This is a genomic window from Aeromicrobium fastidiosum (assembly GCF_017876595.1).
Taxonomy (GTDB): Bacteria; Actinomycetota; Actinomycetes; order Propionibacteriales; family Nocardioidaceae; genus Aeromicrobium; species Aeromicrobium fastidiosum.
The window spans coordinates 2,630,106-2,650,333 of sequence record NZ_JAGIOG010000001.1 but is presented as its reverse complement, the minus strand read 5'-3'; the positions used below and the strand labels follow the sequence as shown (position 1 = coordinate 2,650,333).

Here is a 20,228-nt window from a genome sequence, read left to right as displayed (position 1 = left end):
CTCCTGTCCGATTCGGTCAGTACGCGAACGCGAGCGGCGCGTCGGCGTCGTCGGGGTCGGACGGTGGCTCGAGCTCGGGGAGCCCGGCCTTGACGTAGCGCAGCAGCAGCTTGACCTCGATGACCGCGAGGACGCCGTAGAGCACCGTGAACATCGCCAGAGAGGTCGCCACCTCGGCGACCGACGTGCTCGGCGAGACCCCTGACGCCGTCGGCATGAGGCCGAACACGACCCACGGCTGGCGACCCATCTCGGTGAAGATCCAGCCGAACGAGTTCGCCGCCATCGGCAGGAGCGGCAGGACGATCGCCGACCGGAGGAGCCACTTCGACGTGGGGGTGCGGCCCTTGCGGGTCGCCCAGAGCATGATCGTGCCGGCCAGCATCGCGAGGCCGCCGGTCGTGATCATGAGGCGGAACGTCCAGTAGGTGACGGGGATGTTGGGCGAGTAGTCGCCGGGGCCGTACTTCTGCTCGTACTCGCGCTGCAGGGAGTCGATGCCCCGCACCTGCCCGTCGAAGCTGCCCGTGCCGAGGAACGACAGGAGCTTGGGCACCTCGAGCTTGTAGACCTCCTTGGAGCCGTCGAGCGTCCCGACGGTCAGGATCGAGAAGGGTGCGGGCTTGGCGTCCTCGTAGAGTCCCTCGGCGGCGGCCATCTTCATGGGCTGCACCTCGGTCATGACCTTGCCCTGGAAGTCGCCGGAGATCATGGTGCCGAAGCCGGCGACGAGCAGCACGACGGCACCCATCCGGAACGCGGGACGGAACGCGTCCGCATCGCGGTCGGGTCGACGCATCATGTGCCACAGCGCGACGCCCGCGACGAACGCCCCGGCGACCATGAAGCAGCCGAAGATCTGGTGCGGAAAGGTCACCATCAGCACCTTGTTGGTCAGCACGGCACCGAAGTCGGTCAGCTCGGCGCGTCCCTTCTCGGGGTTGAGCGTGTAGCCGACGGGGTTCTGCATGAACGAGTTGGCGGCCAGGATGAAGTAGGCCGAGAACACCGTGCCGAGGGCCGCGATCCAGATGCAGGCCAGGTGCAGGCCGGGCTTGAGCCGGTCCCAGCCGAAGATCCACAGGCCGAGGAACGTCGACTCGAGGAAGAACGCCAGCAGCCCCTCGATCGCCAGCGGGGCACCGAAGATGTCGCCGACGAAGCGCGAGTAGTCGCTCCAGTTCATGCCGAACTGGAACTCCTGCACGATCCCCGTGGCGATGCCCATCGCGAAGTTGATCAAGAACAGCTTGCCGAAGAACTTGGTCATCCGCAGCCAGCGCTCGTCGCCGGTGCGCCACCAGACGGTCTGCATCGCGGCGACCAGCACCGACAGGCCGATCGTGAGGGGGACGAAGAAGAAGTGGTAGACCGTCGTGATGCCGAACTGCCAGCGGGCCAGCTCCAGGACGTCCATGTCAGCTCCCTTGATCCACGCTTGGTCGATCTGTCTACTACGAGTCGTAGTAACTACTACCGACTGTAGTAACCCAGAGGGCGACTCCGCAAGACGAATTACTACCTGACGTAGTAGATTGGGTCACATGCCTCGCCTCGGAGAGCTCGAACGCTCCGTCATGAACGTCCTGTGGGACGCCTCCGCCCCGCTGTCCGTGCGGGAGGTGCTCGACGCTCTCGGTGGGCACGGTCACGATCTCGCCTACACGACGGTCATGACCGTCCTCGATCGCCTCGGCACCAAGCAGATGGTGCGCCGGGACCGCGACGGACGCGCCTTCAAGTACGCGCCGGCCCTCACCCGTGACGCCGCGACGTCCGAGCTGCTGCACGCCGCGCTCGACGAGGCAGGCTCCGACCGCACCGCGGCCCTCGTGCACTTCGCGCAGACCGTCGACCCCGACGAGGCCAAGGCGCTGCGCGCCGCTCTCGACGAGATCGTGGCACGGACGTCCCAGTGACCCCGGTCCTGCTCGGCCTGATCGGGCTGGCGCTGGCCCTCCCCGTCCCGGCGGCGCTCGCCCGCACGTCGTGGCCGCTGCTCGTGCCCCGCGCCGGGATCGTGCTGTGGCAGTCGTTCGCCCTCGCCGCGGTGCTCGCGATCTCGGGTGCCGCACTGGCCACGGCCCTGTGGCTCGTGACCCACGATGAGCTGACCTGGTGGCGCGTCACGCTGCACCTGGCGATCCTGGGCACAGGAGTGCTGGTCTGGACACGGTTCTGGTGGGCAGCGTGGAGCGTCTACCGCGAGACGCAGGCGCGACGACGCCGGCAGCGCCACCTCGTCGACCTGCTCGGCGAGGCAGACGGCATGGCACCGGCCCTGCGCATCCTGCAGGAGGAGACGCCGCTCGCCTACTGCGTCCCCGGCATCTCCTCCTCGCGCATCGTCGTGTCGCAGGGGACGATCTCGACGCTGTCGGCCGGCGAGTACGCCGCGGTGCTCGAGCACGAGCGGGCACACGTGCGACGACGCCACGACCTGGTGCTGGAGGCGTTCACGGTGCTGCACCGGGCGTTCCCGCGTGTGCTGCGCACCGACGCACCGTTGGTGCAGAGCCAGATCATGGTCGAGCTGCTCGCCGACGACGCCGCCCGCCGGTCGCACGGCGACGCCTCCGTGGCCGGGGCCCTGGTCGCGCTCGCCGGGGCACCCACCCCGGCCGGCGCCCTCGGCAGCGGCGGAGCCGCGGCGGTGCGCATGGCGCGACTGCAGCGCCCCGACCCGCGCAACCCGCTGGCGTCCGTCGCGGCCTACGCGATATCGGTCGTGGTGCTGGTCGCTCCCACGGTGCTGCTGGCGATCCCGTGGATGCTCCACGCCTGGCAGACGCTCGACCTCTGAGCCCCCACCACGCTGACGCGTGGGTTGCGCATCCCTGACGCGCGGGTTGCGCATCCCTGAGGCGCGGGTTGCGCGCGCCCTACCGGGACGGAACCCACGCCTCGGCAGGGCGGAACCCGCGCCTCGGCGTCAGAGGAAGTCGTTGGGGTCGAACTCGTCGATCGGGATGACGCGGATGCGCGGCAGCGTGTCGTTGAAGGCCCGCACGCCGTACTCGAGGTCGTGGAACTCCAGACCCCGGTCGAACAGCGGGACGTAGCCCGAGCTGCGGAACTCCTGGAACGCCAGCAGCGCCGTGCGGCGACCGTCGCCCACGAGCGGTGACAGCTGCTCGATGAAGTCGCCGTCGTTGCTCGCGAGCATCACATCGGCCTCGCGGCGGCCCAGCTCCTCCAGCGTGCGCTGGATGGCGATGTCGACGATCTTCTCGTCGGAGCGTCCCGACAGCGGCACCGCCTGGAAGCCCATCGACGTCAGCGCCTGCACGAACGGCATCGGCAGCTCGCCATTGGCGGCGAGGAAGAACAGGCCGCGCGTCGGCTGCTCCCAGTGGTCCTCGGCGAACTGCAGCAGCCGGTCCCAGCGGGGACGCTCGTGCGGCTGGGGGCGTCGTCCGAGGATCGACTGACCCAGGGTCGCGTCGATGTTCTCGCCGTCGACCAGGACGTAGGTGGTGCGATCCGTCATGCTCGGACCCTACGCCCGCCCACTCGTCACGCCACCACGAGTGGGGCCACCGCCGCGCGGACGACGTCGGGTACGGGGGTCACCTCGCGTGTCTCGGCGTCGACGTAGACGTGCACGAAGTGACCGACCGCGGCCGGCTCGTCGCTCTCGCCCTGGAAGATCGCGAGGCGGTAGACGATGCTCGACGTGCCGAGCCGCGTGACGGCGATGCCCACCTCGACGTCGGCCGGGAAGGCCAGCTCACGCAGGAACTCGCAGCGGGTCTCCGCGACGAGGCCGACCGCGTCGAGACGCCTCGTGTCGGTGCCGCTCGCGGCCATGAGGTAGCCGTTGACCGCGGTGTCGAAGTACGAGTAGTAGACGACGTTGTTGACGTGCCCGTAGACGTCCTCGTCCTCCCACCGCGTCGTGATGGTGCGCAGCGCCACGAACTCCGACCGCAGTCGCGGCCCCACGCGCTCGTCCGTCACGCCGGCTCCTCCTCGCGCAGCCGCTGGCTGATGACGGCCGACACGCCGTCACCCCGCATGGAGACACCGTAGAGCGCGTCGGCGACCTCCATCGTCCGCTTCTGGTGGGTGATGACGACGAGCTGCGAGTTGGCGCGCAGCTCTTCGTACAGCTCGAGCAGACGGCCGAGGTTGGCGTCGTCGAGCGCGGCCTCGACCTCGTCGAGGATGTAGAACGGGCTGGGCCGGGCCTTGAACAGCGCCACGAGGAAAGCGACCGCGACGAGCGAGCGCTCGCCGCCCGACAGCAGCGACAGCCGCTTGACCTTCTTGCCCGCGGGACGCGCCTCGACGTCGATGCCGGTCGTCAGCATGTTCTGCGGATCGGTCAGGATCAGCGCTCCCTCGCCGCCGGGGAACAGCCGGGTGAAGACGTGCTGGAAGGCGCTCTCGACGTCGTACCAGGCCTCGGTGAAGACCTGCTCGACCTTGGCGTCGACCTCCTCGACGATCTCGAGCAGGTCCTTGCGGGTCTTGCGGAGGTCGTCGAGCTGCTCGGACAGGAACTGGTGCCGCTCCTCGAGCGCCGTGAACTCCTCGAGCGCGAGCGGGTTGACCTTGCCCAGCATCGCCATCGACCGCTCGGCGCTGCGCAGCCGCTTGACCTGCGCCTCGCGGTCGTACGGGACGGGCTCGGCCGGCAGCGACTCGTCCTCACCTTCCACCGTGACCGGCGGGACGAGCTGGTCGGGGCCGTAGTCGGCGACGAGGCTGTCGACGTCGAGTCCGAGCTCCTCGAGGGCTCGGGCCTCGAGGCCCTCGAGGCGCAGCCGCAGCTCGGCCCGCGCCATCTCGTCCTTGTGCACCGTGTCGGTGAGGCCGTCGAGCTGGGTCATGAGGTCGCGCAGCTGGGTGCGCACGGCGCGCAGCGTCTCCTCGCGGCCCGACCGCGACTGCTCGATGCTGGCCCGCAGCGACGCAGCCACGGCGATCGACGCCTCGAGCCGCGCGAGCACGTGATCGGCCGCCGTGATGACCGCACGGGCGGTCTCGGCCTCGCGCAGCTGGCGGGCACGACGCTCGGCGGCACGGGCACGGGCATCGCGCTCGGCCTCGGCGGCCTCGAACAGCGACGTGACCTGGGCTGCGAGCGCGCGGGCCCGCTCCTCGTTGGTGCGCAGCGCCAGACGCGCATCGGTCTCGGCCCGGCGGCATCCCGACGCCTTCTCGGCCAGCTCCTCGAGCAGGGCCGTGTCGGGCTCCTCCTCGGGCGCGGACTGCGCCTGGGCGAGCCGGTCCTCGAGCTCGGCGAGCCCCGACAGGTCACCCGCCATCGACTCCTCGGCCTTGGCGATCGCGGCGGCGAGTCGCTCGGCCTCGCCCCGCGCGGCCCGCGACGTGGCCCCGAGGTGCCCGAGGTTCTCGGCGACGGCGGCCATCGTGGCGTCCGACTCGTGCAGCTCACCGAGGGACGCATCGACGCGCTCCTGGGCCGCGGCACGCGCTGCCTCCAGCGCCTCCTGCTCGAAGCGCAGCCGCTCGATGGTGTGCGCCGCGGCGCCGAGATCGGTCTCGGCGGCGTCGAGGGCGGCCTGCACCTCGATGAGGCTCTGCTTGGACGTCGAACCGCCGGCCGCGAAGTGAGCACCGAGGATGTCGCCGTCGCGCGTCACGGCCGTGACGTCGGATGCGACCCGGACGACGTCCTGCGCCTGCTCGAGCGTGTCGACGACCGCGACCTTGAACAGCAACCGGCGCAGCGCCCCCTGCAGGGCGGGCGGACCGTCGACGACGTCGATCGCGTACGTCGCCTCGTCGGGCAGGCCCGGCCACGAGGAGTCGTCGACCTCTCCCCCGCCCAGCAGCATGCCCGCGCGGCCGAGGTCCTCGGACTTGAGCCGCTGCATCGCCGAGACGGCGGTGTCGAGGTGGTCGACCGCGACGGCGTCGGCAGCCGAGCCCAGCGCGGCGGCGATCGCGGCCTCGAAGCCGCTGCGAACCGTCAGCAGCGCAGCCACCGACCCGAGCAGGCCGCTGATCTCGTCGGTCGCCGCGAGCAGCGCCCCCGCGCCGTCCTTGCGCGACAGGCCGAGCTCGAGCGCCTCCTTGCGCGCCGCGAGACCCGCCTGCTGGCGCTCGGCCTCGTTGAGCCGGGCGGCCAGAGCCGTCAGGCCGGCGATGGCCTGCTCGAGATCGGCCTCGGCGGCCTCGAGCTTCTCGTCGAGCCCCGACTCGCCCGCGTTGAGGCCCGCGATCTCGTTCTCGAGCGCCGTGAACTGGCGCTGCGCGTCGACGGCCCGCGACTCGGCCTCCTGCCGGGCGGCGGTCAGCCGGCCGATCTCCTCACCCGCGGCCGTGGCGCGGCTCTTGAGCGCGTTGACCTGGCCGTGCAGGCGGGCCAGGCCCTCGCGCTGGTCGGCGGCGGCCCTCAGCAGGCCCGCGACGCGACGCTCCTCGGCGGTGTACGCGGTCTCGGCCTCGCCCCGCTCGGCGATGACGGCCTCGAGGGCCTGCGTCGCCCGGGCGACGCCCGCGCTGAGCTGCTCGTGCTGCTCCTGCGCACGGCGTGCCTCGGCCTCGAGCTCCTCGGGCTCACGGCCCTCGCGCCGGTCGTCGGCCTCGACCGCGGCGAGGCGGATGCGCTCGTTGGCGAGGCCCGCGGTGCCGCGCAGCCGCTCGCGCAGCCCCGACAGGCCGTACCAGGTCTCCTGCGCCGCCGAGAGCCTCGGCGAGTCCTCCCGCAGCTGGTCCTCCAGCTCGGTCTCCTGCTCGCGCGCCGCGGCGATCGCCTGCTCGACGCCCTGGCGGCGCTGCTTGAGGGCGGCCTCGTCGGCGAGCTCGGTCTCGATCGTGGTGCGGGCCGTGACGATGTCGTCGGCGAGCAGTCGGGCCCGGGCGTCGCGGACGTCCGCCTGGATGACGGCGGCACGCCTGGCCACCTCGGCCTGACGGCCCAGCGGCTTGAGCTGGCGGCGCAGCTCGGTGAGGACGTCGTTGAGGCGGGTCAGGTTGCCCTGCGTCGCGTCGAGCTTGCGGAGCGCCTTCTCCTTGCGCTTGCGGTGCTTGAGGACGCCGGCGGCCTCCTCGATGAACCCGCGGCGCTCCTCGGGCGTGGCCCGCAGGACGCTGTCGAGCTGGCCCTGGCCGACGATGACGTGCATCTCGCGCCCGATGCCGGAGTCGCTGAGCAGCTCCTGGACGTCGAGCAGGCGGCACGTGTTGCCGTTGATCGCGTACTCCGAGCCGCCGTTGCGGAACATCGTGCGCGAGATCGTGACCTCGCTGTACTCGATGGGCAGCGCGCCGTCGGCGTTGTCGATCGTCAGGACGACCTCGGCGCGGCCCAGCGGGGGACGGCCCGACGTGCCGGCGAAGATGACGTCCTCCATCTTGCCGCCGCGCAGCGACTTGGCACCCTGCTCGCCCATGACCCACGACAGGGCGTCGACGACGTTGGACTTGCCGGAGCCATTGGGCCCCACCACCGCGGTGATGCCGGGCTCGAGCTGCAGGGTCGTCGAGGACGCGAACGACTTGAACCCACGCAGGGTGAGGCTCTTGAGGTACAACGTGGCTCCTACGGCGAACGGCGACTGCGACGTCTCGAACTGCAGTCGATCAGGATGGAGCCACCCTAGTGCGGCGCGGCGGCAGAGCGCGACGTCCGCCGGGAGTCAGCGCGTGTCAGTGCGAGACGGGCTCGGCCAGGTCGCTGGCCGAGACCTGGTCGACGCGCTCGCGCAGGGCCGCGAGCAGGCCGTCGTTCTCGACCTTGAGGCGCAGGACCTCGTTCTCGAGATCGGCGATGCGACGTCGCATCGTTGCCGTCTGCTGCAGCTGGTCGTTGGTGGGTCCGCCGAGGTATCCGACAAGTGCTTTGGCCATGACTGTATCTCCGCGCGCTGGACTGACTAATGACGTGCTGGGAAGGGGCAGAATCCGAGGTCTGCGTCTATCAGTCTCCCACCGTGCCCGGTGGCCGGTCAACTCAGCGCCGCGTGCCCAGCACGGCGTGGCTAGGGTGAACGGATGGACAACCTCTTCGCCCCCGCGGTCGGTGAGTGGCAGCGTGTCTCACCGCGGCTCGCGACGGTGCGCCGCATCCTGCTCTCCTCTGCCGCGGCCGTCGTCGTGCTGGTCGGGGTCGTGCTCGTGCTGGTGCTGCCTGACCTCTGGTGGATCGGCACACCCGTCGCGGTGATCGGCCTCGCTGGAGGCGTGTGGGGATGGACGTGGGCGGGACGCAACCAGCGCAGCTGGGGCTATGCCGAGAACGCTGACGACCTCCTGGTCACCCGGGGCGTGATGTTCAAGCGACTCGTCGCGATCCCCTACGGCCGCATGCAGTTCGTCGACGTCGAGGCCGGCCCGCTCGACCGGGCGTACGGCATCGCGACCGTCACCCTGCACACCGCCAGCAGCGAGACGGCCGCCGACATCCCGGGCCTGCCGGCCGAGGAGGCCACGAGGCTGCGCAACCGCCTGACCGAGCTGGGAGAGTCGCGTGGAGCAGGTCTCTGACCCGTCCGCCTCCGAGACGGTGGGGCGTCGCACCCATCCCCTGACGGCGGTCGTGCAGGGTGCGCGGTTCGCGGTGGCGGTCGTCGTCGGCCTCGTCGGCACGATCTTCGGCGGTGACTCGTGGGGCGACATCCCCGCCATCGTGAGCCTCGGCATCGCGCTGGTCGCCGGCCTCGTGGTCGGCGTGGCCATCGGCTACGTCGGCTGGCTGTTCACCCGCTACGTCATCGACGGCACCGAGCTGCGCATCAACACCGGCCTGGTCACCAAGTCGTCCCGCCGCATCCCCTACGAGCGCATCCAGTCGGTCGACATCGCCGAGCCACTGGTCGCCCGCGTGCTCGGGCTGGCCGAGCTGCGCATCGAGATGGCGGGCGGCAAGGACTCGCGCTCCACCCTCAAGTTCCTCACGCTGGCCGACGCCCGTGACCTGCGGCGCGTGTTGATGGCGCGGGCGCACGGTGAGTCGCTGGACGAGCCGCGCGAGGAGCACCGCAGCATCATCACGCGCGTGCCGCCGGAGCGGGTCGTGATCGGCACGCTGCTGTCGCTCGACTTCCTGTTCGCCGCGATCGGCTCGGTCGTGCTGCTGGTCCTGGCGGTCTGGTTCGTCGGCGTGCTGGTGCTCCTCGGCGGCATCATCCCGCTCGCGACGTGGCTCGCGCAGATCGTCGCGATGCGCGTGCTCCAGCAGTGGAACTTCACGCTGTCACGCGGCGAGCGCGGTCTGCGCATCGAGCGGGGCCTGTTGTCGCGCACGTCGCAGACCATCCCGTTCGATCGCGTGCAGGGCATCGCGATCAAGGAGCCGTTCGTGTGGCGGCGGCTGGGCTGGCAACGGCTCGAGGTCGACATTGCGGGCTACGCCTCGCACGGCGAGGACGAGCGCGACTCGTCGTCGTCGATCCTGCTGCCGATCGCCGACCGGGCGCTTGCGGCGGCCGTCATCGCCGAGCTCGTGTCGCACGCGACGGCCGACGTCGAGCACATCCACGCACCCCGACGCTCCCGCCTCTTCGCGCCGATCGGGTGGCGCTACCGCTGGGTGGGCGCCGACGCCGCGGCGTTCGTGGCTCACGAGGGGTGGATCCAGCAGACGACCAGCATCGTGCCGCACCAGCGCACGCAGTCGGTCGAGCTGCGCCAGGGACCGCTGCAGCGACGCCGCAAGGTCGCGACGGTCGAGGTGCACACGCCCGAGGGCCCGGTCGACGCCGATGGCCGGCACCTCGACGAGCACGACGCGCGTGCGGTGCTGCTGGCCCAGCTCGAGCGGGCGAGGTCGTCGCGGGCCTGAGCCTGCCGCTCCCCCGATCTGTGGCACGAGCGGCGTCACGGCGGACACGTGGCGCCGTGGGCGTCACAGATCGCGTGCCGCAGGCAGCGGAAGGCCCTCAGCCGCCCGACGTGGCGTCCTCGGCGAGCGGATCGAGCGGCTGGTCGACGAGGCGTGAGTCGAGCCATCCGTCGGGCACGACGACCCGCTTCGGCGTGCCCTGACGTCCGCGCGGCGTGCCGAGCTCGCCCACGGGGTAGGCCTCGGTCGGGTCGAGCCGTCCCAGGAGCTCGTCGAGTGCTGCGAACGACGAGACCATGCCGAGCTGGTGGCGGACCTCGCTGCCGGCGGCGAAGCCCTTGAGGTACCAGGCGATGTGCTTGCGGAACTCGATGCAGCCGCGCTCCTCGCCCATGACCCCGGCGAGCAGCTCGACATGACGGCGCATGATCGCGGCGACCTCGCCGAGGCGCGGCAGCTCCGTGACGGTCTCGCCGGCGAACGCAGCGGCGAGATCACGGAACAGCCAGGGACGACCGAGGCAGCCACGTCCCACCACGACGCCGTCGACGCCGGTCTGCTCGACCATGCGGATCGCGTCGGACGCCTCCCAGATGTCGCCGTTGCCCAGCACGGGGATGTCGACCGAGGCCTTGAGCTCAGCGATCGCCGCCCAGTCGGCGTGCCCCGAGTAGTGCTGCACCGCGGTGCGTCCGTGCAGGGCGATCGCGGCACAGCCCGTGTCCTGCGCGATGCGACCGGCGTCGAGGTACGTCAGGTGGTCGTCGTCGATGCCCTTGCGCGTCTTCATCGTCACGGGGACGCCGTAGGGCGCGGCGGCCGAGACCGCCGCCGTCAGGATCTGGCCCAGCAGGACGTCCTTCCAGGGCAGGGCCGCTCCCCCGCCCTTGCGGGTCACCTTGGGCACGGGGCACCCGAAGTTGAGGTCGACGTGGTCGACGCCGTGGTCGGCGCACAGGATCTCGACGGCCCGGCCGATCGTGTCGGGGTCGATGCCGTACAGCTGCACCGACCGGAACTGCTCGTTGGGCGCGAACGTCAACATCGACAGGCTCGTGCGGTCACCCTCGACGATGCCGCGCGACGTGATCATCTCGCAGACGTAGAGCCCCGCACCCTGCTCGGCGCACAGCTGCCGGAAGGCGGCGTTGGTGACCCCGGCCATCGGCGCCAGCACGACGGGCGTGGCGACCTCGAGGTCGCCGAGGCGCAGCGATCGGGGAGGCGACAGGGAGGTGGACATGCCTCCATTGTCCCCCAACCCGCGCTGCGCGATCACACGGCAGGATGGTGCCCGATGAACCGACCACGACGCAGACCGGGCACCGCCACCCCGAGAAGGCGACCCCTGCGGAGGGCATTCGGTCGCGCCTCGGGCGTGATCTCCCACTTGGCGTGGGCGACGGCGGTGGTCGGACAGATCGTGGGCGTGGCGCTGTTCGGCGAGGGCGACGACTTCGGTCCGGGGATCATGGCGTGGACCTTCTCCGGGTTGGTGTTCGGCGCGGTCACCGCGACGGTCGCCAGTGCGGACGCGCCGAGGACCCGGACCGGGCGGCCGTGGGACGCGCCGGCGGTCTACGGCTACGTCGCCGTGTGGGTCGTCGTCTCGCTGTCCATCTCACCCACGGCCTTCGCCTACGGGGCACTCATGCTGCTCATCATGGGCGGACTCGGCCTGTGCCTCTATCTGGCCGTGCTGGTCGAGGCGATCTGCTTCGTGGGGCTCCGCGGGTTCGGCTCGATCCTCTTCCAAGGGCCGCCGAAGGGCACGGAGGGGTCGCGCTGGATCGTGCTGGGCCCGTTCGTCGCGACGGCCGGCGCGGGCCTGTGGTTCCTCCCGATCATCGGCGTCCTCGGGTACGACAGTCCCCGCAGGCGGGACATCCTTCCGCTCGTGGGCGTGCTGCGCGACGGCGTGGAGACCACCCACCCGACGCTGCTCCTCGTCGGACAGGTCGGCACCTTCTGGGTGCTCGGTCTGATCGCACTCGGGACGGTGCTGAGCGTGGCCACCTCCCGCCTCCGTCTGTGACGGGAGGCGGCCTCGTCCTCAGGGCCTGGTGCCGGGTGCCTAGTGCGGCAGGAGCCAGCCGTTGTCGACCGCGACGCGGACGGCCTCGGCGCGCGTGCGGGCACCCGTCTTGCCGATCGCGCTCGACAGGTGGTTGCGGACGGTGCCCTCGGACAGGAACAGCACCGCCGCCACGTCGGCAACCGTCCCGCCGTCCCGCGCGGCCTGCAGGACGTCGGCCTCGCGCTCGGTGAGCGGCGAGTCGCCCTGGGTCAACGACTCCGCAGCGAGCGTCGGGTCGACGACGCGTAGCCCCTGGTGCACCCTGCGGACGGCATCCGCGAGCTGGCGGGCAGGCGTGTCCTTGACGACGAACCCGCTGGCACCCGCTGCCATCGCCTGCTTGAGGTAGCCGGGACGACCGAACGTCGTCACCATCAGCACGCGACAGGCGGGCAGCGCCTCCCTCACCGCGCGCGCCGCGGACAGCCCGTCCATGCCGGGCATCTCGACGTCGAGCAGCGCGACGTCGACCGTGTGCTCACGCGCCGCGTCGACGACCTCGTCACCTCGCGCGACCTCGGCGACGACGTCGAGGTCGTCCTCCATCTGCAGCAGCGCCACGAGCGCACCGCGCACCAGCGCCTGGTCGTCCGCCACGAGCACGCGGATCATGCCGGCACCGTCACGGTCAGGGAGAACCCGCGGTCGTCGGGCCCGGCCGTGGTGGTGACGGTCGCGCCGGCCAGCCGGGCTCGCTGTCGCAGACCCTCGAGGCCGCTCCCGTCGTCGTGGGCCGGTCCGGCCCCCCGTCCGTCGTCGCTCACGCGGATGCGGTCGGCCCGCAGCTCGACCTCGCACCGGGTCGCACCGCTGTGCCGGATGACGTTCGTGACGCCCTCGCGCAGCGTCCAGGCGAACAGCTCGCGCCACCGCGACGGCACGTCGTCGGCCACGGTCGGCAGGACGGGCTCGATGCCCGCCGACTCCAGGGCCATGCGCGACGACGCGATCTCCCCGGGCAACGAGATGCCCCGGATGCCCGAGGCGGTCGACCGGACGTCGGCCAGGGCGTCGCGCGAGAGCCGCTGCAGGTCGTCGATCTCGCGCGCTGCCCGCTCCGGATCGGTCGCGATCAGCCGGCCGGCCAGCTCGGCCTTGACCGTGATGACCGTGAGCGAGTGCCCGAGGATGTCGTGCAGGTCGCGGGCGATGCGAGCTCGCTCCTCCTCGACCGCGAGCTCCGACAGGTCACGCTCGGCCCGCACCAGCCGTGCCTGACGCTGCCACGCGAGCCGGAACGAGTACACCGCGGCAGCGGCCAGCAGCACCGCGAAGTTGTTGCCGTGCGCCGACCAGCCGTCGACACACTGGCCCGCGGCCGTGATGCCCGCGAAGGCTGCGATCACCATGCCGAGCGCCTGCCACTGCGGCAGGATCGCGACCGACACCGCGCACACGAACACGAGGCACGTCATGGCCTGGTCGCCCGCACCGGGAACGACCAGCGCGAAGCACGAGAGCAGCACCGCGACGTACGTCCAGGCGACGACGTACTGCCGATGGATGTGGAACTGCGGGATGCGGCTGAGTGCGTGCAGGTAGACCGGCACGAACACCGCCAGCGCGGCCAGCCCCACGTAGCGCTGCACCAGGTCGTCCTGGTCGAGCAGCGCGCTGACGGGGTTGGTCAGGAAGAACAGCCAGACGCCGGCCCCGAGGAGGCGCCCGAAGCGGGCGCGGTCCATGGGGCCGGCATCTGGATCGAGCCGGGACGAGGTCACGGCGTCAAGGCTAGTCATCAGACGCGCTTGGTGTCCCTGCTCATCGCCCACGCTGCCCCGCCGACGAACACCGCCGCCCACGCCAGGACGTTCAGGACTGCCAGGGGGATGCTGCCGTCGTCGCCGAACGGTGCGCGGGCGAGGACACCGACGCCGTAGGCCGGGGTCCACGCCGCGATCGACGCGAAGACGTCGCTCATCTGGTTGAGCGGGACGAACAGGCCGCCGGCGAACGACAGGAGCGCGAGGGCGGGACCGAGCACCTGCATGACGTTCTCGCTGGGCAGCAGGTAGCCCACGAAGAGTCCCAGCGCCGCGAAGACCAGCGTGCACAGCCAGCCCAGCACCCCGCACAGCAGGAGTCGCCCCAACGACAGCTCGGCACCGACCAGGTGGCCCACGACGAACACGGTCGCGATCGCCACCGCTCCCATCGACATCGCGACGACGACCTTGACCGCGACGTACGCGACGGGGTTGAGCGGGGTCAGCCGCAGCTGGCGGGTCCAGCCCTGGGCGCGCTCGGTGGCGACCATCGCGCCACCGCTGGTCGTCGCGATCATCGCGCCGTACACCGCCATGCTCACCATGACGTAGGCCGTGACGTTGCCGTAGCCCGCGTCCTTGGTCCTGTACGAGGAGTCGGTGCCGAACAACAGGAAGAAGGCACTGGGCATGACGAGCGTGAAGATCACCGCTCGCCGGTTGCGCAGGAGCCGCTTGAGCTCGATGCGCAGGAAGGTGGGCGAGAAGCCACCGAGCGGCGGGACGGTGCGGGACGTGGCGATCGTGCTCATGCGGATGCTCCTTGCGTCAGAGGGGCCGGGACGTCGTCGGCGGTGAGGGCGAGGAACGCCTCCTCCAGGTTGCGCGACGCGATCTCCAGGTCGCGGGCAGCGGTGTGGTTCAGCAGGTGGCGGGCAACGGCGTCGCTGTCCGAGCAGGTGACGAGGACCGAATCGCCGCGCACGTCGATCGACTCGACGCCCTGCACGGTCCTCAGCGCCTCGGTGTCGACGTGCTCGACCGTGGCGCGCACGGTCCGGCCGGAGGCCAGCGCCTTGATCTCGGACGCCGTGCCGTCGGCGACGACCTTGCCATGCCGCACCAGGACGATCCGGTCGGCGTAGGCATCGGCCTCGTCGAGGTAGTGCGTCGCGAAGACCGTCGTCCGACCGCGCTCGGCGTCCGAGCGGATCGCCGCCCAGAAGTCGCGGCGACCCTGCACGTCCATGCCGGTCGTCGGCTCGTCCAGGATCAGCAGGTCGGGGTCGGACGTCAGCGCGAGCGCGAACCGCAGGCGCTGCTGCTGACCGCCGGACGCCTTGCCGACGAGCCGGTCGGCGATGTCGAGGATGCCGGCCCGCTCGAGCACCTCGTCGACCGGACGGGAGGGGCGGAACAGCGAGGCGGTCAGCTCGACGGTCTCGCGGATCGTGAAGTCCTTGACCAGGCCGCCGCTCTGCATCACGGCCGCGACCCGGCCGAGCGCGACGGCTGCGCGGGGGTCGCCACCGAAGACCTCGATGGTCCCTTCGGTCGGCCGGGACAGGCCGAGGACCATGTCGACGGTCGTGGTCTTGCCGGCGCCGTTCGGCCCGAGGAATGCGACGACCTCGCCGGCCTGGATGTCGAGGCTGAGTCCGTCGACCGCGGTCACGGCACCGAAGCGCTTGACGATGCCGTCGATGTGGACGGCCGGGGTGGATGAGTTCATGGCTTCAGCCTGCTGCCGGGGCGAGGCCGTGCCCTCGTCGTCCCGTCACGACTACCCCATGACAGATGTCACCGGCCGAGTGGTGCGTTCCGGGCCCCGAGCGGTGCGAAGTGGTCGGACACGCCGTCCCGGAACGTCCACTCCGCACCACTCGGCCGCAAGCGGGAGGTCAGGAGGTCCAGGTGATGGCGTCCTCGGGGGTGCCGGTCTGCAGGGTGACCGACCGCAGCTTGCGCCCCTCGGGCACGAGGTAGACCAGGCACAGCTCAGCGGTCGCGCCCGGCAGGAAGCTCTCGGGCAGGGTCCGCACGGGGCACGGCTCGAACGTCCCCACGATGTCGTTGGCGGGGATGTCGGTGCCCGCCCCGTCGCGGGCGAACATCGGCAGTGCCGCGCCGCCGAGCCCGCCGGGGCCCTCGTTCTTGACGGCGACCTTGACGTAGTACGGCGTCGACGCCTTGGACGCGTCGTCGAGGGAGAAGTATCGGAAGTCGTCGATCGACCCCTTCGTCGCACCCGTGACGGTGACCGTGACGACGCTCGCGGCGCTGTCGCCGACGCGGTGCACGACCGAGGCCGGCTGGCCGACCTTGAGCGCCGTGCCGCCCGCCGTCAGCGTCACCCCGGCCGGCGGCTCGACCTCGCGCGGCGTCGCCGAGGTCGCCGCCGACGCTCGGGGAGCCGGCTCCGACCCGCTGCACCCGGCCAGCAACAGCACCGAGCAGAGCACGCCGAGAGCCGCAGCCCGCCCAGCACCGGTCGTCAATGGCCTCACGCGCCGATTGTGCGGCACGAGGGGTTCAGCACCCCGGAAGACGCGCCGCCAGATAACTCGTGACCTGGTCGAGGGCGATGCGCTCCTGCTGCATCGAGTCGCGCTCGCGGATCGTGACCGCGTCGTCGTCGAGCGTCTCGAAGTCGACCGTGATGCAGAACGGCGTGCCGATCTCGTCCTGGCGGCGGTAGCGCTTGCCGATCGCCTGGGCGTCGTCGAACTCGACGTTCCAGAAGCCGCGCAGCTCGGCGGCGAGAGCCCGCGCCTTGGGCGAGAGGTCCTCGTTGCGCGACAGCGGCAGCACCGCGGCCTTGACGGGCGAGAGACGGTGGTCGAGCTTGAGGACCGTGCGGGTGTCGGTGCCGCCCTTGGCGTTGGGCACCTGCTCCTCGGTGTACGCATCGATCAGGAAGGCCATCATCGAGCGGTTGACACCGGCTGCGGGCTCGATGACGTACGGCGTCCAGCGCTCACCGGTTGCCTGGTCGAAGAACTGCAGGTCCTTGCCCGAGTGCTCGGCGTGCGTCTTGAGGTCGAAGTCGGTGCGGTTGGCGATGCCCTCGAGCTCGCCCCACTCCGAGCCCGCGAACTCGAACTTGTACTCGATGTCGACGGTGCGCTTGGAGTAGTGCGAGAGCTTCTCGGCCGGGTGCTCGAAGAAGCGCAGGTTGTCGGCGGCGATGCCCAGGCCCGTGTACCAGTCCATGCGGGTCTGCATCCATGTCTCCTGCCACTGCTCGTCGGTGCCGGGCTCGACGAAGAACTCCATCTCCATCTGCTCGAACTCGCGGGTGCGGAAGATGAAGTTGCCGGGCGTGATCTCGTTGCGGAAGCTCTTGCCGATCTGGCCGATGCCGAACGGCGGCTTGCGACGCGACGTCGTCATGACGTTGGCGAAGTTGACGAAGATGCCCTGCGCCGTCTCGGGACGCAAGTAGTGAAGCCCCTCCTCGGACTCGACAGGGCCGAGGTAGGTCTTGAGCAGGCCGTTGAACATGCGGGGCTCGGTCCACTGACCACGGGTGCCGCAGGCCTCGCAGACGATGAGCGCCATCTCGACCGAGTCGGGGTCGATCGTCTCGCCGTCCTTCTTGGCCTTCTTCTCGGCGAACGCCTCCTGCAGGTGGTCCTGCCGGTAGCGCTTGTGACAGTTCTGGCACTCGACGAGCGGGTCGACGAAGGCCGCGAGGTGGCCGGACGCCTCCCAGACCGCAGTGGGCAGGATGACCGAGGAGTCGAGGCCGACGACGTCGTCGCGTCCCTGCACCATCGAGCGCCACCACTGGCGCTTGATGTTGTCCTTGAGCTCGACGCCGAGCGGGCCGTAGTCCCACGCGGACTTGGTGCCGCCGTAGATCTCACCGCACTGGTAGACGAATCCCCTGCGCTTGCTGAGGCTGATGACGTGGTCGACGGTCGTTGCCATGAGGGGATGTTTCCAATCCGGCTGGGTGTCGGCGGGCCTGTGCGCGACATCGTGATGTCGTGCGCCCGAGGTACGCCGCAGTCTATCGAGCGACCCGCTCGCACCCGTCCCCGGTGGGCCATCCCGCGATTTGACAATCGTTGTCAAGACGAATGACAATCGTTGTCATGAAGAAGTCGTTGGCCCTGCTGGCCGTCATCCCGCTCGTCTCCCTCGCCGCCTGTGGCGGATCCACCGATGACGGGGGCGGTGCCGGCGGCGACAAGGTCTCGGTCGCCGCGTCGTTCTACCCGTTCGCGTACGCCGTCCAGCAGGTCGGCGGAGACCTCGTGAAGGTCGACAACCTGACGTCCCCCGGCGTCGAGCCGCACGACCTCGAGCTCAAGCCCAAGCAGGTCGCGGCCGTGCAGGACGCCGATCTGGTGGTGTTCGAGGAGCACTTCCAGAACGCGGTCGACGAGGCGGTCGACCAGGCCGACCGCTCGGACGACGACACCGTCGACGTCGCCAAGGTCGTGAAGCTCAAGACCACCCAGCCGGGTGGCGAGGAGGAGCCCGCCGGCGACGACCACGCCGAGGAGGGCCACGACCACGGGAACGAGGACCCGCACACCTGGCTCGACCCCGACAACATGATCGCGATCACGAAGGCCGTCGAGTCCAAGCTCTCGACGATCGACCCCGACCACGCCGACGAGTACGCCGCCAACGCCACCGCGTTCGAGGGCAAGCTCACGACGCTCGGCGACGACTTCGCCACGGGCCTGAAGACGTGTCGGACGCGCACGATCGTCACGAGCCACGCGGCGTTCCAGTACCTCGCCGCCCGATACGACCTGACGCAGGTGCCGATCGCCGGCATCGACCCGTCCAACGAGCCGTCGCCGGCCCAGCTGGCCGACATCACCCAGCTCGTGAAGGCCCAGGGCATCACCACGATCTTCACCGAGGAGCTGGTCAGCCCGGCGATCGCCGACACCATCGCCAAGGAGACCGGCGCGACGACCGCTACGCTCGACCCGATCGAGGGTCTGTCGGACAAGACGAAGAACGACACCTACCTGACCCTCATGCGCAAGAACCTCGACACCTTGAAGAAGGCCAACGGCTGTTCATGACTGACCCCACGACTCCGTCTCCCTTGGCGGTCCACGGCCTGACCGTCGCGCTCGATGGTCGACCTGTCCTGCGACAGGTCGACCTCGACGTGTCGGCGGGCGAGTTCGTGACCCTGCTCGGTGCGAACGGGTCCGGCAAGTCGACGCTCGTGCGCGCCGCGGTGGGGCTCGTCCCGTTCTCGGCCGGCACGGTCGAGCTGTTCGGCACGCCCCTCGACCGCTTTCGTGACCGCCAGCGCCTCGGGTACGTGCCCCAGCGCTCCCGCGCGGTGGCCGGCGTGCCGGCGACGATGCACGAGGTCGTCATGAGTGGACGCCTCGCGCGCCGGCGATTCGCCGGCTGGCGCACCAAGGACGACCTCGCCGCCGTGGAGGCCGCGATCGCCCGCGTCGGGCTGTCCGACCGCACCCGCTCGGCCGTCAGCGAGATGTCAGGCGGTCAGCAGCAGCGCGCCCTGATCGCCCGCGCCCTGGCCGCTGGGGCCGAGCTGCTGATCATGGACGAGCCGACCGCCGGCGTCGACCACGACAATCAGGAGTCGCTCGCCGAGCTGCTCGCCGGTCTCGTCGCCGAGGGCACGTCGATCCTGCTCGTCGCGCACGAGCTCGGCCCCCTGCGTCCGCTGATCCACCGCGCCGTCGTGCTCGAGAACGGCACGGTGTCGTACGACGGCCCGGTCGACGCGATCCGCGACCCCGAGCACGTCCACGTGCACCTGCACAGCGGCCAGCCCGAGAGAGCCGATGGCTTCAGGGGCAACCCCGTCGGGGGGAGGCACGATGCTTGACGCACTGAACTACGAGTTCATGCGGTACGCGCTGGTCGCGGCGATCTTCACAGGCCTCGCCGCACCCGCCATCGGCACGTTCCTGGTGCAGCGTCGTCTCGCTCTGTTGGGCGATGGTCTGGGCCACGTGGCCCTCACCGGGGTGGCACTGGGACTCATCACCAACATCGCCCCGATCCTCACTGCCGTCGCGGTCGCGATCGTGGGCGCGGTGCTGATCGAGCTGCTCCGCATGTACGGCCGCACCAGCGCCGACGTGGCGCTCGCGATGCTGTTCTACGGAGGCCTTGCCGGTGGCGTGCTGCTGACCAGCCTCGCCGACGAGAGCATCAACTCGCTGAACGCCTATCTCTTCGGCGCGATCACGACCGTCAGCACGACCGATCTCGTGGTCGTCGGCATCCTCGGCGTGGTCGTGATCGCACTGTCGCTCGGGCTCTCCCCGCAGCTGTTCGCGGTGTGCCAGGACGAGGAGCACGCCAAGGTCAGCGGCGTCCCGACCCGCGCCTACAGCATCCTGATCGCGGTGCTCGCCGCCGTCACCATCACGGTCGCGATGAAGACCGTCGGCCTGCTGCTGGTGTCGGCGCTCATGGTCGTGCCGGTCGCCGCCTCACAGCAGCTGACCCGCAGCTTCCGCACGACGCACCTGCTCGCCATGGCGATCGGCCTGTTCGCGGCCGTCGGCGGGCTGTTCGGCAGCTACCAGCTCGACACGCCGCCCGGGCCGACCATCGTCATGATCGCGCTCATCGTCTTCGCCGCGGCGGCGACCGGCGGTGCTGTTCTGACCCGCACCCGGTCGAGGCGCGCCCGAGTAGCCAGCGCCACCGAGTAGTTTGGGCCTGA

The 20,228-nt window shown here is 70.7% G+C and carries 20 protein-coding genes; 8 read left to right on the top strand and 12 right to left on the bottom strand.

Translation table 11 applies throughout. From position 1 onward, the window contains the following. Positions 1–16: 16 nt before the first annotated feature. Positions 17–1,417, bottom strand: a complete 1,401-nt coding sequence (locus tag JOF40_RS13130; protein ID WP_129185930.1) for a cytochrome ubiquinol oxidase subunit I — start codon at positions 1,415–1,417, stop codon at positions 17–19. A 127-nt stretch (positions 1,418–1,544) separates the two neighbouring features. Here JOF40_RS13130 and JOF40_RS13125 point away from each other — a divergent pair, with 127 nt between their 5' ends. Together JOF40_RS13125 and JOF40_RS20265 are read left to right on the top strand one after the other, a co-directional pair. Continuing rightward, the gene (locus JOF40_RS13125) at positions 1,545–1,919 is read left to right on the top strand and encodes a BlaI/MecI/CopY family transcriptional regulator (protein ID WP_129185929.1); all 375 of its coding nucleotides are present in this window, start codon (positions 1,545–1,547) and stop codon (positions 1,917–1,919) included. Continuing rightward, on the top strand, positions 1,916–2,803 hold the full coding sequence (locus JOF40_RS20265; RefSeq protein ID WP_129185928.1) for a M56 family metallopeptidase: 888 nt from the start codon (positions 1,916–1,918) through the stop codon (positions 2,801–2,803). The genes JOF40_RS13125 and JOF40_RS20265 overlap by 4 nt, the downstream gene beginning before the upstream one ends. A 129-nt stretch (positions 2,804–2,932) precedes the next feature. Here JOF40_RS20265 and JOF40_RS13115 read toward each other — a convergent pair whose 3' ends face one another. The 4 genes from JOF40_RS13115 to JOF40_RS13100 all read right to left on the bottom strand — a co-directional run bounded on the left by JOF40_RS13115 (position 2,933) and on the right by JOF40_RS13100 (position 7,824). Next, on the bottom strand, positions 2,933–3,490 hold the full coding sequence (locus JOF40_RS13115) for an NYN domain-containing protein (RefSeq protein ID WP_129185927.1): 558 nt from the start codon (positions 3,488–3,490) through the stop codon (positions 2,933–2,935). A 26-nt stretch (positions 3,491–3,516) separates the two neighbouring features. Beyond that, complete coding sequence (locus tag JOF40_RS13110; protein WP_129185926.1) at positions 3,517–3,960, bottom strand: acyl-CoA thioesterase; 444 nt, start codon at positions 3,958–3,960, stop codon at positions 3,517–3,519. Then, on the bottom strand, positions 3,957–7,508 hold the full coding sequence (gene smc / locus JOF40_RS13105) for a chromosome segregation protein SMC (protein WP_129185925.1): 3,552 nt from the start codon (positions 7,506–7,508) through the stop codon (positions 3,957–3,959). Before smc ends, JOF40_RS13110 begins: the two co-directional genes overlap by 4 nt. Positions 7,509–7,623: 115 nt before the next feature. Continuing rightward, positions 7,624–7,824: a hypothetical protein gene (locus tag JOF40_RS13100; protein ID WP_129185924.1), complete on the bottom strand. Its 201-nt coding sequence runs from the start codon at positions 7,822–7,824 to the stop codon at positions 7,624–7,626. Positions 7,825–7,968: 144 nt separating this feature from the next. On the opposite strand from JOF40_RS13100, the gene JOF40_RS13095 reads away from it, so the two are divergent. Together JOF40_RS13095 and JOF40_RS13090 are read left to right on the top strand one after the other, a co-directional pair. Beyond that, positions 7,969–8,460, top strand: a complete 492-nt coding sequence (locus JOF40_RS13095; RefSeq protein ID WP_129185923.1) for a PH domain-containing protein — start codon at positions 7,969–7,971, stop codon at positions 8,458–8,460. Then, complete coding sequence (locus tag JOF40_RS13090) at positions 8,444–9,757, top strand: PH domain-containing protein (protein ID WP_129185922.1); 1,314 nt, start codon at positions 8,444–8,446, stop codon at positions 9,755–9,757. Before JOF40_RS13095 ends, JOF40_RS13090 begins: the two co-directional genes overlap by 17 nt. Positions 9,758–9,854: 97 nt before the next feature. Here the strand turns inward: JOF40_RS13090 and dusB are convergent, their stop codons facing one another. Then, positions 9,855–11,000, bottom strand: coding sequence for a tRNA dihydrouridine synthase DusB (dusB, locus tag JOF40_RS13085; RefSeq protein WP_129185921.1), 1,146 nt, complete (start codon positions 10,998–11,000; stop codon positions 9,855–9,857). Between the two features lie 165 nt (positions 11,001–11,165). On the opposite strand from dusB, the gene JOF40_RS13080 reads away from it, so the two are divergent. Continuing rightward, positions 11,166–11,792 carry a hypothetical protein gene (locus JOF40_RS13080; protein ID WP_209674595.1) on the top strand — a complete coding sequence of 209 codons (627 nt, stop codon included), beginning with the start codon at positions 11,166–11,168 and terminating at the stop codon, positions 11,790–11,792. Between the two features lie 39 nt (positions 11,793–11,831). On the opposite strand, the gene JOF40_RS13075 is transcribed toward JOF40_RS13080, so the two are convergent. From JOF40_RS13075 to JOF40_RS13050, 6 genes are all read right to left on the bottom strand, one after another. Beyond that, a complete protein-coding gene (locus JOF40_RS13075; protein ID WP_129185919.1) occupies positions 11,832–12,446 on the bottom strand; it encodes a response regulator transcription factor in 615 nt (204 codons plus the stop codon). After that, a complete protein-coding gene (locus JOF40_RS13070; protein WP_209674592.1) occupies positions 12,443–13,555 on the bottom strand; it encodes a sensor histidine kinase in 1,113 nt (370 codons plus the stop codon). Before JOF40_RS13070 ends, JOF40_RS13075 begins: the two co-directional genes overlap by 4 nt. 17 nt (positions 13,556–13,572) lie before the next feature. Then, positions 13,573–14,352: an ABC transporter permease gene (locus JOF40_RS13065; RefSeq protein ID WP_129185918.1), complete on the bottom strand. Its 780-nt coding sequence runs from the start codon at positions 14,350–14,352 to the stop codon at positions 13,573–13,575. After that, the gene (locus JOF40_RS13060; RefSeq protein ID WP_129185917.1) at positions 14,349–15,272 is read right to left on the bottom strand and encodes an ABC transporter ATP-binding protein; all 924 of its coding nucleotides are present in this window, start codon (positions 15,270–15,272) and stop codon (positions 14,349–14,351) included. The genes JOF40_RS13065 and JOF40_RS13060 overlap by 4 nt, the downstream gene beginning before the upstream one ends. A 169-nt stretch (positions 15,273–15,441) precedes the next feature. Beyond that, complete coding sequence (locus tag JOF40_RS13055) at positions 15,442–16,047, bottom strand: hypothetical protein (RefSeq protein WP_129185916.1); 606 nt, start codon at positions 16,045–16,047, stop codon at positions 15,442–15,444. A 25-nt stretch (positions 16,048–16,072) separates the two neighbouring features. Continuing rightward, the gene (locus JOF40_RS13050) at positions 16,073–17,473 is read right to left on the bottom strand and encodes a glycine--tRNA ligase (RefSeq protein WP_129185915.1); all 1,401 of its coding nucleotides are present in this window, start codon (positions 17,471–17,473) and stop codon (positions 16,073–16,075) included. 167 nt (positions 17,474–17,640) lie between these two features. On the opposite strand from JOF40_RS13050, the gene JOF40_RS13045 reads away from it, so the two are divergent. The 3 genes from JOF40_RS13045 to JOF40_RS13035 are packed head-to-tail and all read left to right on the top strand — an operon-like array spanning position 17,641 to position 20,217. Continuing rightward, positions 17,641–18,591 (top strand): metal ABC transporter substrate-binding protein, encoded by a 951-nt coding sequence (locus JOF40_RS13045; RefSeq protein WP_129185914.1) that lies wholly within the window; start codon positions 17,641–17,643, stop codon positions 18,589–18,591. Next, on the top strand, positions 18,588–19,379 hold the full coding sequence (locus JOF40_RS13040) for a metal ABC transporter ATP-binding protein (protein WP_129185913.1): 792 nt from the start codon (positions 18,588–18,590) through the stop codon (positions 19,377–19,379). Before JOF40_RS13045 ends, JOF40_RS13040 begins: the two co-directional genes overlap by 4 nt. Further along, positions 19,372–20,217 (top strand): metal ABC transporter permease, encoded by an 846-nt coding sequence (locus JOF40_RS13035; protein ID WP_129185912.1) that lies wholly within the window; start codon positions 19,372–19,374, stop codon positions 20,215–20,217. Before JOF40_RS13040 ends, JOF40_RS13035 begins: the two co-directional genes overlap by 8 nt. The last annotated feature ends 11 nt before the right edge of the window (positions 20,218–20,228 follow it).

What these genes read in the sequence shown, in the direction of transcription:
- JOF40_RS13045 (WP_129185914.1), top strand. Translation starts at nt 17,641, where the DNA reads ATGAAGAAGTCGTTGGCCCTGCTGGCCGTCATCCCGCTCGTCTCCCTC.
- JOF40_RS13060 (WP_129185917.1), bottom strand. Translation starts at nt 15,272, where the DNA reads ATGAACTCATCCACCCCGGCCGTCCACATCGACGGCATCGTCAAGCGC.
- JOF40_RS13075 (WP_129185919.1), bottom strand. Translation starts at nt 12,446, where the DNA reads ATGATCCGCGTGCTCGTGGCGGACGACCAGGCGCTGGTGCGCGGTGCG.
- JOF40_RS13050 (WP_129185915.1), bottom strand. Translation starts at nt 17,473, where the DNA reads ATGGCAACGACCGTCGACCACGTCATCAGCCTCAGCAAGCGCAGGGGA.
- JOF40_RS13035 (WP_129185912.1), top strand. Translation starts at nt 19,372, where the DNA reads ATGCTTGACGCACTGAACTACGAGTTCATGCGGTACGCGCTGGTCGCG.
- JOF40_RS13130 (WP_129185930.1), bottom strand. Translation starts at nt 1,417, where the DNA reads ATGGACGTCCTGGAGCTGGCCCGCTGGCAGTTCGGCATCACGACGGTC.
- JOF40_RS13040 (WP_129185913.1), top strand. Translation starts at nt 18,588, where the DNA reads ATGACTGACCCCACGACTCCGTCTCCCTTGGCGGTCCACGGCCTGACC.
- JOF40_RS13100 (WP_129185924.1), bottom strand. Translation starts at nt 7,824, where the DNA reads ATGGCCAAAGCACTTGTCGGATACCTCGGCGGACCCACCAACGACCAG.
- JOF40_RS13095 (WP_129185923.1), top strand. Translation starts at nt 7,969, where the DNA reads ATGGACAACCTCTTCGCCCCCGCGGTCGGTGAGTGGCAGCGTGTCTCA.
- dusB (WP_129185921.1), bottom strand. Translation starts at nt 11,000, where the DNA reads ATGTCCACCTCCCTGTCGCCTCCCCGATCGCTGCGCCTCGGCGACCTC.
- JOF40_RS13065 (WP_129185918.1), bottom strand. Translation starts at nt 14,352, where the DNA reads ATGAGCACGATCGCCACGTCCCGCACCGTCCCGCCGCTCGGTGGCTTC.
- JOF40_RS13115 (WP_129185927.1), bottom strand. Translation starts at nt 3,490, where the DNA reads ATGACGGATCGCACCACCTACGTCCTGGTCGACGGCGAGAACATCGAC.
- JOF40_RS13125 (WP_129185929.1), top strand. Translation starts at nt 1,545, where the DNA reads ATGCCTCGCCTCGGAGAGCTCGAACGCTCCGTCATGAACGTCCTGTGG.